This window comes from Flavobacterium sp. (assembly GCF_031537875.1).
Lineage (GTDB): Bacteria > Bacteroidota > Bacteroidia > Flavobacteriales > Flavobacteriaceae > Flavobacterium.
Window position 1 is genome coordinate 294954 of sequence record NZ_JAVKNB010000010.1, and the last position, 17067, is coordinate 312020.

General features: G+C 34.6%; 15 protein-coding genes. 5 read left to right on the top strand and 10 right to left on the bottom strand.

Annotated features, from left to right (window positions below; translation table 11 throughout):
* Window positions 1-93 precede the first annotated feature (93 nt).
* The gene (locus RMR09_RS06515; RefSeq protein WP_310594988.1) at window positions 94-1026 is read left to right on the top strand and encodes a peptidylprolyl isomerase; all 933 of its coding nucleotides are present in this window, start codon (window positions 94-96) and stop codon (window positions 1024-1026) included.
* 138 nt (window positions 1027-1164) lie between these two features.
* Entirely contained in the window at window positions 1165-2703 is a 1539-nt protein-coding gene (locus RMR09_RS06520) for a S10 family serine carboxypeptidase-like protein (protein WP_310594989.1), read from the top strand.
* Window positions 2704-2760: 57 nt separating this feature from the next.
* Here the strand turns inward: RMR09_RS06520 and RMR09_RS06525 are convergent, their stop codons facing one another.
* Both RMR09_RS06525 and RMR09_RS06530 read right to left on the bottom strand, forming a co-directional pair.
* Window positions 2761-3141 (bottom strand): PUR family DNA/RNA-binding protein, encoded by a 381-nt coding sequence (locus RMR09_RS06525; protein WP_310594990.1) that lies wholly within the window; start codon window positions 3139-3141, stop codon window positions 2761-2763.
* Between the two features lie 69 nt (window positions 3142-3210).
* A complete protein-coding gene (locus RMR09_RS06530; protein WP_310594991.1) occupies window positions 3211-4989 on the bottom strand; it encodes an ABC transporter ATP-binding protein in 1779 nt (592 codons plus the stop codon).
* A 224-nt stretch (window positions 4990-5213) separates the two neighbouring features.
* On the opposite strand from RMR09_RS06530, the gene nusB reads away from it, so the two are divergent.
* Window positions 5214-6125, top strand: coding sequence for a transcription antitermination factor NusB (gene nusB, locus RMR09_RS06535; RefSeq protein WP_310595133.1), 912 nt, complete (start codon window positions 5214-5216; stop codon window positions 6123-6125).
* A gap of 28 nt (window positions 6126-6153) precedes the next feature.
* Window positions 6154-6426, top strand: a complete 273-nt coding sequence (gene yajC / locus RMR09_RS06540; RefSeq protein WP_310594992.1) for a preprotein translocase subunit YajC — start codon at window positions 6154-6156, stop codon at window positions 6424-6426.
* 60 nt (window positions 6427-6486) lie between these two features.
* Here yajC and pepT read toward each other — a convergent pair whose 3' ends face one another.
* The 7 genes from pepT to truA all read right to left on the bottom strand — a co-directional run bounded on the left by pepT (window position 6487) and on the right by truA (window position 14734).
* Complete coding sequence (pepT, locus tag RMR09_RS06545) at window positions 6487-7728, bottom strand: peptidase T (protein WP_310594993.1); 1242 nt, start codon at window positions 7726-7728, stop codon at window positions 6487-6489.
* Between the two features lie 30 nt (window positions 7729-7758).
* Window positions 7759-8982, bottom strand: coding sequence for a glycogen synthase (gene glgA / locus RMR09_RS06550; RefSeq protein WP_310594994.1), 1224 nt, complete (start codon window positions 8980-8982; stop codon window positions 7759-7761).
* A gap of 52 nt (window positions 8983-9034) precedes the next feature.
* Window positions 9035-9481, bottom strand: coding sequence for an endo-arabinase (locus tag RMR09_RS06555; protein WP_310594995.1), 447 nt, complete (start codon window positions 9479-9481; stop codon window positions 9035-9037).
* Window positions 9482-9605: 124 nt separating this feature from the next.
* Window positions 9606-10520 (bottom strand): cysteine synthase A, encoded by a 915-nt coding sequence (cysK, locus tag RMR09_RS06560; RefSeq protein WP_310594996.1) that lies wholly within the window; start codon window positions 10518-10520, stop codon window positions 9606-9608.
* A 94-nt stretch (window positions 10521-10614) separates the two neighbouring features.
* On the bottom strand, window positions 10615-12003 hold the full coding sequence (gene lpdA, locus RMR09_RS06565) for a dihydrolipoyl dehydrogenase (protein ID WP_310594997.1): 1389 nt from the start codon (window positions 12001-12003) through the stop codon (window positions 10615-10617).
* 135 nt (window positions 12004-12138) lie between these two features.
* Window positions 12139-13893 carry an ABC transporter ATP-binding protein gene (locus tag RMR09_RS06570; RefSeq protein ID WP_310594998.1) on the bottom strand — a complete coding sequence of 585 codons (1755 nt, stop codon included), beginning with the start codon at window positions 13891-13893 and terminating at the stop codon, window positions 12139-12141.
* A gap of 100 nt (window positions 13894-13993) precedes the next feature.
* Window positions 13994-14734: a tRNA pseudouridine(38-40) synthase TruA gene (gene truA, locus RMR09_RS06575; RefSeq protein WP_310594999.1), complete on the bottom strand. Its 741-nt coding sequence runs from the start codon at window positions 14732-14734 to the stop codon at window positions 13994-13996.
* A gap of 135 nt (window positions 14735-14869) precedes the next feature.
* Here truA and RMR09_RS06580 point away from each other — a divergent pair, with 135 nt between their 5' ends.
* Window positions 14870-15367, top strand: coding sequence for a metallophosphoesterase family protein (locus tag RMR09_RS06580; protein ID WP_310595000.1), 498 nt, complete (start codon window positions 14870-14872; stop codon window positions 15365-15367).
* Here RMR09_RS06580 and RMR09_RS06585 read toward each other — a convergent pair whose 3' ends face one another.
* A complete protein-coding gene (locus RMR09_RS06585; RefSeq protein ID WP_310595001.1) occupies window positions 15368-17062 on the bottom strand; it encodes an ATP-binding protein in 1695 nt (564 codons plus the stop codon).
* Window positions 17063-17067 lie beyond the last annotated feature (5 nt).

A 17067-nucleotide genomic window follows, 5' to 3' on the forward strand; every position in this document is an offset into this window, starting at 1 on the left:
TTAAAATTATTAGCTTCTTAATTTTCTAATTTTCACATGGACGCAATCTATAATTAATTTTGTAATTTTGCATTTCAATAAAAAACAACAAAAATGGGAAACGGGATATACGCTAAATTCAACACCGCTAAGGGTTCAGTTTTAGTAAAATTAACACACGATTTAACGCCAGGAACAGTAGGTAACTTTGTCGCTTTGGCCGAAGGGAATTTGGAAAATAAAGTAAAACCACAAGGGACAAAATATTATGACGGATTAACTTTTCACAGAGTAATCCCTGATTTTATGATTCAAGGTGGTTGTCCACAAGGAACAGGAACTGGAGATGCAGGGTACAAATTTGACGATGAATTCCATCCTAGTTTGAAACACGATCGTCCAGGAGTTTTGGCGATGGCCAATGCAGGGCCTGGTACTAATGGTTCTCAGTTTTATATTACTCATGTACCCACTTCTTGGTTGGATGGAAAACATACGGTTTTTGGACATGTTGTAGAAGGGCAAGATGTAGTGGATGCTGTTGCTCAAGGAGATGTTTTGGAAACTTTAGAAATTATTAGAGTAGGAGCTGAGGCTGAGCAATGGAATGCAGTTGAGGCTTTTAGAACGTTTGAAGGTTCTCGTGCTAAACGTATCGAGGCTGAACGCGCTGCTGCCGAAGCTGAAATGGAAAAATTAGCAGCTGGTTTTGAAAAAACAGAAAGCGGTTTGCGTTACCAATTCATCCAAAGAGGTTCTGGTAAAAAAGCAGAAGATGGTAAAACAGTTTCGGTTCACTATTCAGGGCAATTGCCAGATGGGAAAGTATTTGATAGTTCGTATGCACGCAAAAAACCAATCGAATTTCCATTAGGAAGAGGAAATGTTATTGAAGGTTGGGATGAAGGAATTGCTTTATTGCAGGTAGGTGACAAAGCTCGTTTTGTGATACCATCTCACTTAGGATACGGTTCTCGTGGTGCAGGAGGTGTTATTCCGCCAAACGCCACTTTAATCTTTGACGTTGAGTTAATGGATGTAAAATAATTTATTTCTTTACAAATAGTAAGATCCCAGAGTGAAAGCTTTGGGATTTTTTTTGTTCTTGTATTTAACTTGTTTACAAAGAGTTGTTTGTGTCGATTTTATTTTACATTTGTTAAGCTTATCTAATATATAATTATTATGAAAAAAACACTGTTAACTTTTGTGATTACAAGTTCGTTCTTTTTGAGTAACGCACAAAACCAACTTAAAAAAGCAGAAGTCCCTGCTGCTACAACCGAAAAAGTTGAGAATTTCGCATCCAATATTAAATTCAATCCAGATGAAAAAGTAATTACGCAACATAGTACAACCATTAAAGGTCAAAAGGTGCCTTATCAAGCTACTACGGGTACATTGCCTGTTTGGGATGAAGATGGAAAGACAATTGCGGGATTGTTTTATACCTATTATGAGCGTTCGGATATTCAAGATCGCGCTAATCGTCCTTTAGTGATTTCTTTTAATGGAGGGCCGGGTTCGGCTTCTGTTTGGATGCAAATTGCATATACAGGTCCTACTTTGTTAAATATAGATAGTGAAGGATATCCTATTCAACCGTATGGAGTTAAGGAAAATCCTCATTCTATCTTGGATGTAGCTGATATTGTATTTGTAAATCCAGTAAATACGGCTTATTCTAGAATAACGAATAAAGAAACTCCAAAATCTACTTTTTTCGGCGTAAATGCAGATGTCAAGTACTTAGCTGAATGGATAAAAACATTTGTTACGCGCAATAATCGTTGGGCTTCTCCAAAATATCTTATTGGCGAAAGTTATGGTACTACACGTGTTTCAGGCTTGGCATTGGAATTACAAAATAGTCAATGGATGTATTTAAATGGGGTTGTTTTAGTTTCACCAACTACACTAGGAATAGAAAGAGGAGTTGTTTCTAAAGCCGCTTTACGATTGCCTTATTTTGCAGCAACTGCCTGGTACCATAAAATGCTTTCCTCTGATTTACAATCTAAGGATTTAACTGTAATGCTTCCAGAAGTAGAGCAGTTTACCATTAACGAATTACTACCTGCATTGAGTAAAGGTGGATTTTTAGAAGAATCCAAACGCAAAGAGATTGCTTCTAAAATTGCGCATTATTCAGGAATATCAGAAAAAGTTATTTTACAAAATAACTTAGATGTTCCTTTGGACTATTTTTGGAAAGAATTATTAAGAGATCAAGGGTTTACAGTGGGTCGATTGGATTCTCGTTATAAAGGAATTGATCGTAAAGATGCTGGTGATAATCCTGATTTTAATTCAGAGTTAACTTCTTGGTTGCATTCGTTTACACCAGCAATTAATATGTATCTCCGAAATGATTTGAATTACAAAACGGATTTAAAATACAATATGTTTGGGCCAGTTCATCCATGGGATAATTCAGGTGATCAAACAGGAGAAAATTTGCGTCAAGCGATGGCTCAAAATCCGTATTTACATGTGTTAGTTCAATCGGGATATTATGATGGAGCTTGTGATTATTTTAATGCAAAATACAATCTTTGGCAAATGGACCCTAGTGGAAAATTAAAAGAAAGAATGTCTTGGAAAGGTTATCGTAGTGGGCATATGATGTATCTTAGAAAAGAAGATTTGATAAAGGGAAATGATGATTTAAGAGAGTTTATTCAAAAATCACTTCCTAAGCCCGGTGTGCCGGCAAAATATTAAATAAACAAAAAGCCCAAAATCATTTGATTTTGGGCTTTTTGTTTTTATAAATCGTAATTAAATATCGTCAAAGTCAATATCTGTAAAATTCGATACTTGAGGAGTAATTTCATCATCTGAATTTTCAGCAGTGTATTCTTTTTTGAAATCTTTTTGGTGTCTTTCAGAGATTACTTCTTCTCCTTTATGGTTTAAAACATAAGAAGTCATATCGCCAAGAATTTCTGTAAACGCAGCAAAGTCTTCTTTGTATAAATAGATTTTATGCTTTTTAAAATGGAATGAACCATCTTCTTCTGTGAATTTTTTACTTTCAGTAATGGTAATGTAATAGTCGTCGGCTTTAGTTGCTCTTACATCAAAGAAATACGTTCTTCTCCCAGCTCTTAAAACTTTAGAAAATATTTCTTCTTTTTCTAATAAGTCATTTTCTCTCATAATCCTTTCGTCATTTTAGTGGTTTAATGGTATCCAAAAATGATAAAAATAAATTGATAAAACAAAAAATTATAGCAATTCTTTTTCTGAAAGTTGTTTCAAATACAAATCGGCGTAGTAGCCTTCTTCATTTATTAATTGATTATGAGAACCTTGTTGAATGATTTTCCCTTCGTCAATAATAATAATTTGGTCGGCATTTTTAGCCGATGAAACTCTATGACTTACAATAATTGTCGTTTTGTCCTTACAAATTTCGAATAAATTATTCAAAATAGCTTCTTCAGTTTCGGTATCAACAGCAGACAAACAATCGTCGAAAAGTAAAATAGGAGGGTTTTTGATAATGGCTCTTGCGATTGATACACGTTGTTTTTGTCCGCCAGAAAGTGTTATTCCTCTTTCGCCTAAAATCGTGTCATATTTTTTATTGAAGCCTAGGATATTATCGTGTACTACAGCACTTTTTGCTGCTGATTCGATAGCTTCATCGGTAGCATCTTCGTTGCCAAATTTGATATTGTTCTTAATGCTATCTGAAAATAAGAAAGCGTCTTGAGGAACAATTCCGATACTATTTCTTAAATCGTACAGATTAAGTTGGCTAATTGGTGTTCCGTCAACCGTAATTTCTCCTTCAGTAACATCATGTAAACGAGATATGAGGGATAGAATAGTAGATTTTCCCGCCCCAGTTTTTCCTAAAATAGCTAAGGTTTGTCCTTTTTTAACTGAAAACGAAATGTTTTGAATCGCTTTGATATTAGTGTCTTCGTAAGTGTAACTTACATTGTTAAAAGCAATACTTCCTTCAACAGTTGAATGATTTGGGTTGGTGTTTTTAATTTCAGGTTCGATTTTCAAAAACTCATTCAAGCGTTTTTGAGAAGCTTCTGCTTCTTGCACCATAGACGAAACCCATCCTAAAGACGCCACCGGCCAAGTTAACATGTTTACGTACAAGATAAATTCGGCAATAGTACCGATACTTTTGATAGTGCCTTCCATATACATCAAACCTCCAAAATAAATAACCACTAAGTTACTTACTCCAATTAAAGCCATCATCAATGGACCAAACAGTGATTGTACTCGAGCCAAATCCAAACTTTTGTTTTTACTTTCGTCAGCCAAATCAATCATATTGTTCTGATGTTGGTTTTCTAACGAATAAGCTTTAATTACTCGAATTCCAGAGAAAATTTCTTGAGAAAAGCTAGATACTTTGGATAAATATTGTTGAAAAATAGTACTCCTTTTGTTGATTTCAGAGCTGAGTTTGAAAATAGTATAGGATAAGATAGGTAGGGGTAAAAGTGTGTATAATGTTAGCCTTGGCGATACGTTATACATATAAGCAATCACTATCGCAAAACGGATAAATGTATTGATAGTGTACATTACTGCTGGCCCCACATACATTCTAACTTTAGAAACGTCTTCACTTATACGATTCATTAAATCACCTGTTCTGTTTTGTTTGTAGAATTGTTGGGATAGATTTTCGTATTGTCTAAAGACTTCGTTCTTTAAGTCAAATTCGATATGACGAGACATTACAATCAATGTTTGACGCATCAAGAAGGTCAAAAAACCCGCAATTATGGTGGTGCCAATGATTAATAAAATATTGGTTACTAATTCTCCTTTGAAATGAGATAAGACGGTTTCAGAAGTTTTCTTAGCATCTGAAAGTTTATCAAATTGTTCAATAGCACCAAGAGACTCACTAATTAGTTTAGGGGTGTACAAAGAGAAAAATTGAGCAATGATTGTGGTTACAATTCCTAGTAAAAAACTAAACTTGTATTTGACAAAGTATTTATTTAAATAACCTAATTCTTTCATTGTAGTATTGCTCTTTTTCAAAGGCAAATATACAGGATTAAAAGGAATATTTAGATGTTAAAATAGAAGTAGTGAATTAAATAATTGATTTGCAACCAACTCATTTTTGATTCAAAAAAAGAAATTTTAATTTTATTTTAAGGTATGAAATGACTACTTTTGCAGTCTAATTCATTAAAAGTTCTTACAAAGTGGTAAATAGAAGACACATTCGCGTTAAGGTTATGCAATCCATTTATGCCATGCACCAAAACGGTTCGGATAATTTAGAAGGTCAAGAAAAATTTCTATTTTACAGCATCGATGCTATTCAAGATTTATACCTTATCATGCTTTCTTCTTTAATTGAAATGGCTAAAAAGGAAAAAGTCTTCTTACACTTATCAAGTCAAAAACATTTGGCAACCCCTGAAGAACGCAATCCAAACAATAAATTTGTTAAGAATACTATTTTTCAATTATTGGAAGACAATAATTCGTTGAGTATTGCTTTGGAAAACAGAAAAATAACCAATTGGAATATTCATGATGATTATATTAATTTACTTTTAACTTCTTTGAAAGAAAGTAAATTGTATGCTAAATACATGAGTACTACTGTCAATACATTTGAAGAAGATAAGCAGTTTGTTGTAGATCTTTTTTCGGAAATTATTGTTCCAAATGAAAAATTATACGAGTATTTAGAGGATGATAAACTAACTTGGATTGACGATATTCCAGTAGTGAATACGCATATTGTTAAGCAATTAAAAGCAATCAAATCAGCTGAGGATGATAGTTTTAGAGTGCCAAAATTGTTTAAAGATGCTGATGATAAAGATTTTGCGAAAGATTTGTTTAGAAAAACGGTTTTGAACGAAAAAGAATTAGCCAAAGAATTTGATTCTAAAACACCTAATTGGGATATGGAACGAATAGCTGAAATAGATACCATTATTCTTAAAATGGCTATTTGCGAATTGTTGAAATTCCCATCAATTCCAGTAAAGGTAACTTTGAACGAATATTTAGAGTTGGCTAAAGAATATTCTACTCCAAAAAGTAGTATTTTTATCAACGGAATTTTAGATAATTTAGTCAAAGAATTCCAATCGAATAAAAAAATGATCAAAGCAGGAAGAGGCTTGATGTAATACGTTTAACAAAAAATAAAATAAAATCATGGGACAATTAAGTCAATTTGCACTGTTCTTATTAATGTTTGTAGTAATCTATTTCTTTATGATTAGACCACAACAAAAAAGAGCGAAAGCCGAAAAAGAATTTGAAAGCAGCTTAAAAGTTGGAGATAAAATTATCACTAAAAGTGGTCTTCACGGTAAAATTGCTGAATTAGCTGAAACTACAGTAGTCGTTGAAACAATGTCAGGGAAATTGAAAATGGAGCGTTCAGCTATTTCAATGGAAATGAGTGCTGCTTTGAATAAGAAATAGTTTCAAAGAAAAAATAAAAAAAAACTCCCAATTCTATTGAATTGGGAGTTTTTTTATGGCTTAATTTTTAGAAGCGGTCAATTCGGCAATTTTAACAATAACTTCAATTGCTTTTTGAATGCTTTCTACTGGAACATATTCGTACTTTCCATGAAAGTTATGTCCACCAGCAAAAATATTAGGACAAGGCAATCCCATGTAAGACAATTGAGAGCCATCTGTTCCGCCTCGTATAGGTTTAATTAGTGGTTTAATACCTACTTCTTTCATTGCTTTTTCGGCAATATCGACAATGTGTTTGACAGGCAATACTTTTTCTTTCATATTATAGTATTGGTCGTTGATTTCAGCAATGGCTATATCTTCACCAAATTGTTTGGCAAACTTTTTATTGATTTTTTTTGTGATTTTTTCAATTAGTGCTTTACGCTTTTCAAACTTTGATTTATTGTGATCTCGAATAATCAATTCTACTACGCTTTCTTCAATGCTTCCACTAAGATGATGCACATGAAAAAATCCTTCATATCCTCTAGTTTCTTCTGGGGTTTCACCTTTTGGTAATGCATTAATAAATTCGTTAGCAATAAGCATGGAGTTGATCATTTTCCCTTTGGCATAACCAGGATGTACACTTTTTCCTTTGAAGGTAATTTTGGCTCCAGCTGCATTAAAATTTTCATACTCTAATTCGCCTACCTGACTTCCATCCATAGTGTACGCCCAATCAGCACCAAACTTAGCTACATCAAAATGATGCGCACCACGTCCTATTTCCTCATCGGGAGTGAACCCAACTCTAATTTTTCCATGTTTGATTTCAGGATGTTGGATGAGGTATTCCATAGCGGTTACAATTTCTGTAATTCCGGCTTTGTCATCTGCACCTAGTAAAGTAGTTCCGTCGGTAGTAATTAAAGTTTGTCCTTTATATTGCAATAAATCTTTGAAATACTTTGGTGATAAAACGATATTTTGTGCTGTATTTAATACGATATCTCCTCCATCATAATTAGGAATAACTTGAGGTTTTACATTAGCTCCCGAAAAATCTGGTGAAGTATCAAAATGGGAAATGAATCCAATAGTAGGAACCTCGTAATCTACATTACTAGGTAAAGTAGCCATGATGTAGGCTTTGTCGTCTATAGTTACATCTTGAAGTCCGATAGATTTTAATTCTTCAACAAGTTGGTTCGCCAAATCCCATTGTTTTTTAGTGCTTGGAGTAGTAGTTGAATTGGGGTCAGATTCGGTGTCAATAGTAACATAACTGATGAATCTATCTATAATGTGTTGCATGGAATTGTATTTTTGACCAAAGGTAAGTTTTTATGCTTTTTCTTTCTCAAATCGGTTAATTACTTCTTGGTAATAATTGAAAGTAGTTTTAGCGATGGATTCCCAACTGAATTTTTCTAAAACTCTTTTACGGCCGGCTTTTCCCATTTGTATAGCTAAAGATTCATCTTCTAATAGTAGATTAATTTTTGCGGCAAATTGTTTCTGAAACTCTTCGGGACGAGCAGGGTTGAAGTCGGTTCTTGAAACACTATCTAACGGAATTAAATAACCTGTTTCGCCTTCTGTAATGATTTCGGGAATACCACCAACTGCGCTTCCTACAACGGGAGTTTCACAGGATAGGGCTTCTAAATTGATGATTCCAAACGGTTCGTATAACGAAGGGCAAGCAAATACTCGAGCATGACTGTACAGTACTTTTATTTTTTCGCGAGGTAACATTTCTGAAATTAAGATAACTCCGTCTCGTTGGGATTGTAATTCATTAATTAATGTTTCAGTTTCAGCGGCGATTTCAGGAGTGTCTGGAGCCCCTGCACAAAGCACAACTTGGCAATTTGTATTAAAATATTTGGCTGCATTAATGAGTTGCGAAATTCCTTTTTGACGAGTAATTCGGCCCACAAATAAAACAAAAGGGATGTCAGGATTAATCCCATATTCTACTAAAAGAGATTGGTCAAAAGTAGGTTGATAAAATTCAGGATCAATACCGTTGTGTATCACGGTTACTTTTTCAGGAGCTACATTATATGCCTCAATTACATCCTGTTTCATTTGTTCGCTCACCGCAATAACGCCATCGGCAGTTTTATAGGCTCTGTCTTCAATCCAACGAGAAAGGAAATAACCATTTCCCAATTGTTCGACTTTCCAAGGGCGATGTGTTTCTAAACTGTGTGTGGTTAAAATTAGTGGCACTTGCAGCAATTCTCGAGTAAAAACACCAGCGAGATGGGTGTACCAAGTATGACAATGAATTACATCTGCTTGAGGAGTAGCTTGAGACATCTCCACATTTCGACTCAAATTATGAAACATTTTGATATGGGAATTGGAAGCGTCTTCCATTTTGTTCAAACAAGGGGTAATACACTGAACGTTCATAGTAGTAGTTTCAGACTGTTCTCCAAAACACCGCACTTCCACGTCGCCTAATTTAGCTAATTCTTGACTTAAAAAATCAATATGTACACCAGCTCCACCATAAATGTGTGGTGGAAATTCGTTTGAAAAAAGCGCTATTTTCATCTTTTTACTACATTTTAGTTGGACATAAATTTAAAAAAATAATTGCGGCTAATTACTCTTTTTTATAAATATGGAGTGATTGTCCAACCAATTTCCATTGTCCTTTAATTTTTTCTAATAATCGAATTTCATACGACCAAGTACGTTTCCCTTCCGCATCGGTGGATACTTCGTCATGGCTAACCCAAGCATTGTTTTCGGTAATACTCATTTTATAATTCGAATGTAATGCAAATCCTCCATTACCCATAGTTTCTGGTTTTTCGTTTTGCATTGCGGTAGGTGGGACGTCTATGGTTTGACCGTTGGGTAAAGAAACTAAAATTCGGCTATACGGTTGAATGTGCCAACAATCCAAATGTCCCTGAACGTCTTTAGCTCGCCATGTAGCCGATTCTTTTTCTAAAAGTTTTTTAATGGCAGTTTCTTCATCTATTTTTTGACTGTAAGCAAAAGCAGTTAGACTTATAATAAAACTAAGGGCTAATTTCCATTTCATATCTAGAGTGTGTTAAAGGGTTATTTCTGACTTACGAAAGATACGTAAAATTTATAAATCTAATAAGGTATAAAAAAATCCGATCGTTTTTCAACAATCGGATTTCAATTATAAGAGTGAAAGTTTATTCAAACAATCCTTCGATACTCAAGTAACGTTCCCCTGTATCGTAACAAAAAGTTAACACAGTAGCCTCTGCTGGAATATCTTTTATTTTTTTTGCAACAGCAGCTAGAGAAGCACCAGAAGAAATACCTAAAAGAATTCCTTCTTCTTTGGCTGCTCTTTGTGCATATTCAAATGCTTCATCTTTGCTTACTTGTACTGTTCCATCTAAGGCATCAGTATGTAAGTTAGTTGGAATAAATCCAGCGCCAATACCTTGAATAGGGTGAGGAGCAGGAGATCCCCCACTGATTACAGGCGAAGCTTCTGGTTCTACTGCATATACTTTTAAGTTAGGATAATGTGCTTTTAATATTTCAGCACAACCTGTTATATGTCCGCCTGTTCCAACTCCAGTAATCAAGTAATCTAATCCGTTTGGAAATGCCTTGATGATTTCTTGCGCGGTTGTTTTCTTATGAACTTCAATATTGGCAGGGTTTTCAAATTGTAGTGGCGACCAAGCATGCGGAATTTCAGCAGTTAATTCTTGTGCTTTTTCAATGGCGCCTTTCATCCCTTTTTCACGAGGTGTCAATACAAATTCGGCTCCGTAAATGCTCATCAAGCGTCTTCTTTCAACTGACATCGATTCGGGCATTACCAAAATTAATCGGTAGCCTTTAACGGCAGCTACCATAGCTAAACCAATTCCAGTGTTTCCAGAAGTAGCTTCAATGATTGTGCTGTCTTTTTGCAAAAGTCCTTTTGCTTCGGCATCCTCGATCATGGCTAATGCAATTCTGTCTTTGATACTTGCCCCCGGATTTGCGCGTTCTAGTTTAATATAAACGTTTTTGTTTTCGCCAAAAAGGCGATTCACTTTGATGTGTGGCGTATTGCCAATAGTTTCTAATATGTTGTTGTATTGCATGATATTGTTTTTTATTCGATTTATAAAGATAAGTAAAAAAATAACCCCGAAAGAATAATTCCATCGGGGTTTATAATAGACATTGTTATGTGAATTACAAGTGAATTACTTCCCCGTAAGCATCAGCCACTGCTTCCATTACAGCCTCACTCATAGTAGGGTGTGGGTGGATTGCTTTTAAGATTTCGTGCCCAGTAGTTTCTAATTTACGAGCTACAACTGCTTCAGCAATCATATCAGTAACACCAGCACCAATCATGTGGCATCCTAACCATTCTCCGTATTTAGCATCGAAAATTACTTTTACAAAACCATCTGCCGCTCCTGAAGCTTTTGCTTTTCCTGAAGCTGAGAATGGGAATTTACCAATTTTCAACTCGTATCCTTTTTCTTTAGCTGCTTTTTCAGTCAATCCAACCGAAGCAATTTCTGGAGTAGCATAAGTACAACCAGGAACGTTTCCGTAGTCGATTGGTTCAACATGTAGTCCTGCGATTTTTTCCACACAGTTAATTCCTTCAGCTGAAGCTACGTGAGCTAATGCTTGTCCTGGAGTAATATCTCCAATAGCATAATAACCTGGAATATTGGTTTGGTTGTAAGCGTTTACTAAAATTTTATCTCTATCAGTAGCAATACCAACTTCTTCTAAACCGATGTTCTCAATATTAGTTTTGATACCCACAGCAGAAAGTAAAATATCAGCTTCTAACACTTCTTCTCCTTTAGCTGTTTTCACAAATGCTTTCACTCCTTTTCCAGAAGTATCAATTTTTTCTACAGAAGCATTGGTCATAATGTTTACCCCTGCTTTTTTCATAGAACGTTCCATTTGTTTCGAAATATCTTCGTCTTCAACTGGAACAATATTTGGCATAAATTCTACAATAGTCACTTCAGTTCCCATTGAGTTGTAAAAATGTGCAAATTCAATTCCAATAGCTCCAGAACCAACGATAATCATTGATTTAGGTTGTTTTGGTAATGTCATTGCTTGACGGTATCCAATTACTTTTACACCATCTTGAGGCAAGTTAGGCAATTCACGAGAACGCGCTCCAGTAGCCAAAATGATATGATCTGCACTATATTCCGTTACTTTTCCGTCTTTGTCAGTTACATCCACTTTTTTTCCTGGTTTTATTTTACCAAAACCATCAATAACGTCGATTTTATTCTTTTTCATCAAGAATTGAACACCTTTGCTCATTCCTTCAGCCACTCCTCTTGAACGGTTTACTACCGCTGAGAAATCTTTATCAAATGATGAAACAGTCAATCCGTAATCAGAAGCGTGTTTTAAATAATCAAAAACCTGAGCTGATTTAAGCAAGGCTTTAGTTGGGATACATCCCCAGTTCAAGCAAACTCCACCTAAATTTTCTTTTTCGATTACAGCTACTTTGAAGCCTAATTGAGAGGCTCTGATGGCTGTAACATATCCTCCAGGTCCACTTCCTAAAACAATAATATCGTATTTCATGTGTATAATTTTATCTATATTAATTGATGCTGCGAATTTAAGGAATTATTCTGTTTTGTGAAATTTTCAAACCTATAAAGTCAAAAACTAACAAAATTTCAAAAAAAGCAACGGAATATAAACCCTGATGTAAGGTTAATTAGCTACCGAAAACTGTGAATCGTACAAGTTTTTGTAATAGCCAGTTGCTCTGTTGATGAGCTCTTGGTGCGTGCCTTCTTCTACAATTAAACCTTTGTCCATCACCACAATTTTATCCGCGTTGACAATAGTAGCTAATCTATGGGCGATGACAATAGAAGTTCGACCTTCGGTAATCGTTTCGGTAGCACGTTGAATCAATTCTTCCGAATAGGTATCGATAGAAGAGGTTGCTTCATCCAAAATCAAAATACTTGGGTTACTCACAAAAGCACGTAAAAAAGCAATCAGTTGGCGTTGCCCCGAGGATAGCATTACCCCTCGTTCTTTTACATCAAAATCGTAGTTGTCAGGCAAACTCATAATAAAATCATGCACACCGATTTTTTTGGCTGCAGCCAAAACTTCTTCACGAGTGATTGCAGGATTGTTGAGTGTAATGTTGTTGTAGATGGTGTCTGCAAACAAGAAAACGTCTTGTAAAACCACTGCAATTTGCTTACGTAGCGACTCCAAAGTGTAATTTTCAATGTTATGATGGTCAATGTAAATTGTCCCGCTATTAATTTCGTAAAATCGATTCAATAAATTAATTATGGTCGATTTACCAGCTCCAGTAGATCCAACAATTGCAATAGTTTGTCCTGCTTTTACTTCTAAATCAATTCCTTTAATCACTTCTTCATCAGGAACATATCCAAAGTGAATGTCTTTGAATTCGATATTTCCTTTAAAAATAGGCGCTTCAATAGTACCGGTATCTTGAATTTGGTCTTGAGTGTCTAATATATCAAAAACACGATTAGCTGCAATCATTCCTAATTGCATTTCGTTGAATTTATCTGCAATTTGACGCAGTGGATTGAATAACATTCCGATGAACATGGTGTAGGAGAACAAATCACCAAAAGTGGTAAAAGTATCCCCGTTCAAAATCTTAAAACCACCGTATAAAACAATAAATCCAAGGGTTAATGACGAAATAATATCAGCAATAGGGAAGAAGATAGAGTTGTACAAAATCGTTTTAATCCATGCTTTTCTATGTTTGTCGTTGATGTTTTTAAACTTGTCAAATTCAATATCTTCTCTATTGAATAATTGCACAATTTTCATTCCTGTAACACGCTCCTGAACAAAGGAATTCATATTGGCAATTTCGGTTCGGACTTCTTCAAAAGCGACCTGCATTTTGCGTTGGAATATTCGGGTGAAGAACACTAAAATTGGCATAGCTACAATGACAATCCAAGTCAATTTCCAGTTCATATAAAACATAAAAATCAGCACCACAACCATCTTCATCAAATCACTAATGATCATAAAAAGGCCTTGACTAAAAATACGAGCAATTGCCTCAATATCTGAAACCGAGCGCGTTACTAATTGGCCCACAGGCACGTGGTCAAAATACTTCATTCGAAAACTCAAAAGATGTTTGAAGAGCTTGGTTCTAATGTCTTTGACAATGTCCTGCCCCAACCAATTCGCCCAATACACAAAATAATATTGCGAAAAAACCTCTGCCAAAAGCACAATTCCCATGAAGGAGATGTACAATAAAAGACCTTGCTGGTCGTGAGTTTTAATATATCCGTCTACGGTTTGTTTCAATAAATAAGGACGCAATGCTGCAAAAACTGAAAGCGAAATGGCAAAAACTATCACCCCTCTAAATCGTAATTGGTACGGTTTAGTGTATTTTAAAATTCGCTTGAATAATCTGGTGTCGAATGCTTTTGCTTTCATAATATTTTGTGTAGCTATTCCTGCTATCCGCTTTATCTTTTTAGATGTGTACTTCGAGAGCCTCAGTCCTCATCAAAAAAGGATGCCGCTGCTATCAGGGCTATGGGTTGATGTAATCGTACTCTATTTTCGTTAAATATAAACCATGTGCTGGAACTGAAAATCCTGCTTTTTCTCTGCTTTTGCTTTCTATAATTTTTGTAAAATCGTCTAAGGTGATTTTATGCAAACCCACATTGACTAATGTTCCAACTATTGAACGTACCATATTTCTTAAAAAACGATTGGCCGAAATGGTAAAAACTAATTGTGAATTTTCTTGCTTCCAATACGCCTCAAAAATAGTGCAATCAAATGTATTTACATCGGTGTTGACCTTAGAAAAACACTCAAAGTCAGTATAGTTGAATAATAATTTTGCTGCTTCATTCATCAATTCAACATCTAAGGACTGATGAAAATACCAACTTAATTCGTCTAAAAACGGATTTTTGAATTGGTGAACATGATATTCGTAGGTTCTTTTTGTAGCATCAAAGCGTGTATGTGCTTCGTCGTGAACGGGAATAATATCATAAATCACAATGTATTTTGGTAAATAAGAATTCAGTTTATGGACCAAATTAGGTATATCAAAAGAGGATTCAAAATCAAAATGAGCATACATTTCTCTAGCATGAACACCGGTATCGGTGCGTCCAGCGCCCATCAAATTAATTTCAGATTGTAGCAAAACAGAAAATGCCTTGTTCAATGTTTCTTGAACAGAGGTAGCATTAGGCTGTATTTGCCAGCCATGGTAAGGAGTTCCGTTGTAAGCTAAATGTATAAAATATCTCAAGTTGAATCGTCACAAAGTTGAAGTCCCAAAGGTACAAAGTTTTTAGGTAGAGCAAAGCCTAAAAACAGGAAGTTCGTCCAGACTTTTTTATCGTCTTTTATGTTTGTAACTTTGGCCTTGTTATTTACCTTCAATATGAAAAAAATACTCTTGCTTTCGGACACTCATAGTCATATTGACGATACTATTTTAAAGTATGTTGCTCAAGCAGATGAGGTTTGGCATGCTGGAGATATTGGGGATTTAGCAGTAACAGATGCAATCAAAAAGCAAAAACCTTTGCGAGCAGTATATGGTAATATTGATGATGCGCAAGCTCGTTTAGAGTTTCCATTGCACAATCAATTTTTATGTGAAGGAGTTTCGGTTTGGATTACTCATATCGGTGGTTATCCAGGAAAATACAACCCAGCTATTCGGGAAGAGTTAGCTCAGAATCCACCTCAATTGTTTATTTGTGGACATTCGCACATTCTCAAAGTACAATTTGATAAGAAAAACAATCTATTGCACATGAATCCTGGTGCTGTGGGGAAAAGTGGATTTCATCAAGTACGTACCCTATTACGTTTTGTAATTGACGGGACGGCAATTAAAGATTTAGAAATCATTGAAATTGAAAAGCGGGTATGATTAGGTCTTACTAATCGGGACATCTATAGTTATTATGGTTCCCATATCTATTTTGGAATCAATAGTTAGATTGCCTTTCATAGCATTTATTCTAGCTCTAATTTGGTTAATTCCAAATCCCTCTAGTAGTTGAAATTGATTGGTATCAAATCCTTTACCATTATCAAAAACTTGAATTTTTAAAACCGTATCATTTTCAGTTAGTGTTACTTTTCCAATAGTGGCTTGGCTATGTTTAATAATATTATTTAATAATTCAGTAATGATAAAGTAAATTTTGATTTCAAAATCCTCGGGATATCTTTTTTGATTGTCGATATTGCTTTCAAATTCAAAAGTAATAGTCGAATTGGAGTTTTTTTCGCACAAGTCCTCTAAGGCATATAAAAGACCAAAACGAACTAGAAGAGCAGGAATTAATTCGTGAGATAAATCACGAACTTTATCGTGTGCTTCTCCTAGTAATGCTATTGTTTTAATGATTTCATCGCTTGGATTTTGATTTTTGGTATTAAAAACACTCAAATGCAATCCCGCTGAAGATAGTAAAGCACTTATGTTATCGTGTAAAAAAGCGGCAATTTTTTTTCGTTCTATTTCTTGCCCTGATAAGGATGCATTAATAATGTTTTGCTGAATTTTATTTCGTAGTCCGTTCAATCGGTTCTTTTGAATAAGTCGTGAATTTTGAACATAAAAATAGAAAAGCACAATACTAATTAAAAAGATGGAAATCACAGCTATGAATTTTCGTCGAGCCATTGTTTTTTCTTGTTGTAATATTTCTTGCTGAGTCTTATATTCAGATTCAATTTTTTCAACTTCTCTTTTGTATTCTTCTATTTCAAGGTTTAGCCCCTCTGTTTTTGCCTTATTTAGTTGTTCTTCATTGTCAAGTTCGTCAGTAATCGAATTGTAAAGGGTCAAATTTTCATAGGCTTTTTGATATTGCCCATTTGACTTTAAAAATTTGGCATATTCTTGATGGGTTAGGGCTAAGTCAAATTTTTCACTTCCAGCATTTCCTAGTTGTATGGCTTTATTGAAATAAAATTCTGCTTTTTGATTCTCTTTTTTATCAGCATAGTAGAGGGCATTTAACATGTTTAATGCAACAATAGTCATCCCACTCCCATACTTTTCTTGGTATTTATTTACGAATTGTAGATAAGGGTGTCCTTGATTGAATTCTTGGATATCAAAATAAGCCCAAGCAATGTTTAAGTTGGTAAGTACTAATTGAGAAGAATCATTTGCTTTTGCACTGTATTCTAATGACTTTTTGTAATGTGCAATTCCTTTTTGATATTCTTTTTTATCGAAGCAATAAATGTTGCCTAAATTGTTATGTAATAAGTTTTTTAATTTAGAATCATTCGTTTTATCTGCATAAATCAATCCTTTGTTATAATAGAAAAAAGATTTTTCGGGATTAGAGAACAAATCAAAATTTCCTCCAATAGTATTGTAAGTAGAAGCAATTAAATCATTGTCTTTGATAAAAATAGCATGGCGTAAAATACGTCTGCATTTGATTAAAGATTGATCATGTTTTCCTTCACGCATCAAATGAATAGCACTTTTTAATTCTTTGGCTATTTCATCTCTAGAAGGCGTTTTCTCCTTAGAAAAAACACTCATTCCATTGAAGAAAAAGAATAGAAAAATAAAAGATATAAACCTATTTGATGACATAATTA

Coding starts and splice junctions, on each gene's coding strand:
- pepT (WP_310594993.1), bottom strand. CDS start 7,728: ATGCAACACATTATAGATAGATTCATCAGTTATGTTACTATTGACACC.
- RMR09_RS06525 (WP_310594990.1), bottom strand. CDS start 3,141: ATGAGAGAAAATGACTTATTAGAAAAAGAAGAAATATTTTCTAAAGTT.
- RMR09_RS06570 (WP_310594998.1), bottom strand. CDS start 13,893: ATGAAAGCAAAAGCATTCGACACCAGATTATTCAAGCGAATTTTAAAA.
- RMR09_RS06555 (WP_310594995.1), bottom strand. CDS start 9,481: ATGAAATGGAAATTAGCCCTTAGTTTTATTATAAGTCTAACTGCTTTT.
- RMR09_RS06520 (WP_310594989.1), top strand. CDS start 1,165: ATGAAAAAAACACTGTTAACTTTTGTGATTACAAGTTCGTTCTTTTTG.
- lpdA (WP_310594997.1), bottom strand. CDS start 12,003: ATGAAATACGATATTATTGTTTTAGGAAGTGGACCTGGAGGATATGTT.
- cysK (WP_310594996.1), bottom strand. CDS start 10,520: ATGCAATACAACAACATATTAGAAACTATTGGCAATACGCCACACATC.
- RMR09_RS06585 (WP_310595001.1), bottom strand. CDS start 17,062: ATGTCATCAAATAGGTTTATATCTTTTATTTTTCTATTCTTTTTCTTC.
- glgA (WP_310594994.1), bottom strand. CDS start 8,982: ATGAAAATAGCGCTTTTTTCAAACGAATTTCCACCACACATTTATGGT.
- RMR09_RS06515 (WP_310594988.1), top strand. CDS start 94: ATGGGAAACGGGATATACGCTAAATTCAACACCGCTAAGGGTTCAGTT.
- yajC (WP_310594992.1), top strand. CDS start 6,154: ATGGGACAATTAAGTCAATTTGCACTGTTCTTATTAATGTTTGTAGTA.
- RMR09_RS06530 (WP_310594991.1), bottom strand. CDS start 4,989: ATGAAAGAATTAGGTTATTTAAATAAATACTTTGTCAAATACAAGTTT.
- nusB (WP_310595133.1), top strand. CDS start 5,214: ATGCAATCCATTTATGCCATGCACCAAAACGGTTCGGATAATTTAGAA.
- RMR09_RS06580 (WP_310595000.1), top strand. CDS start 14,870: ATGAAAAAAATACTCTTGCTTTCGGACACTCATAGTCATATTGACGAT.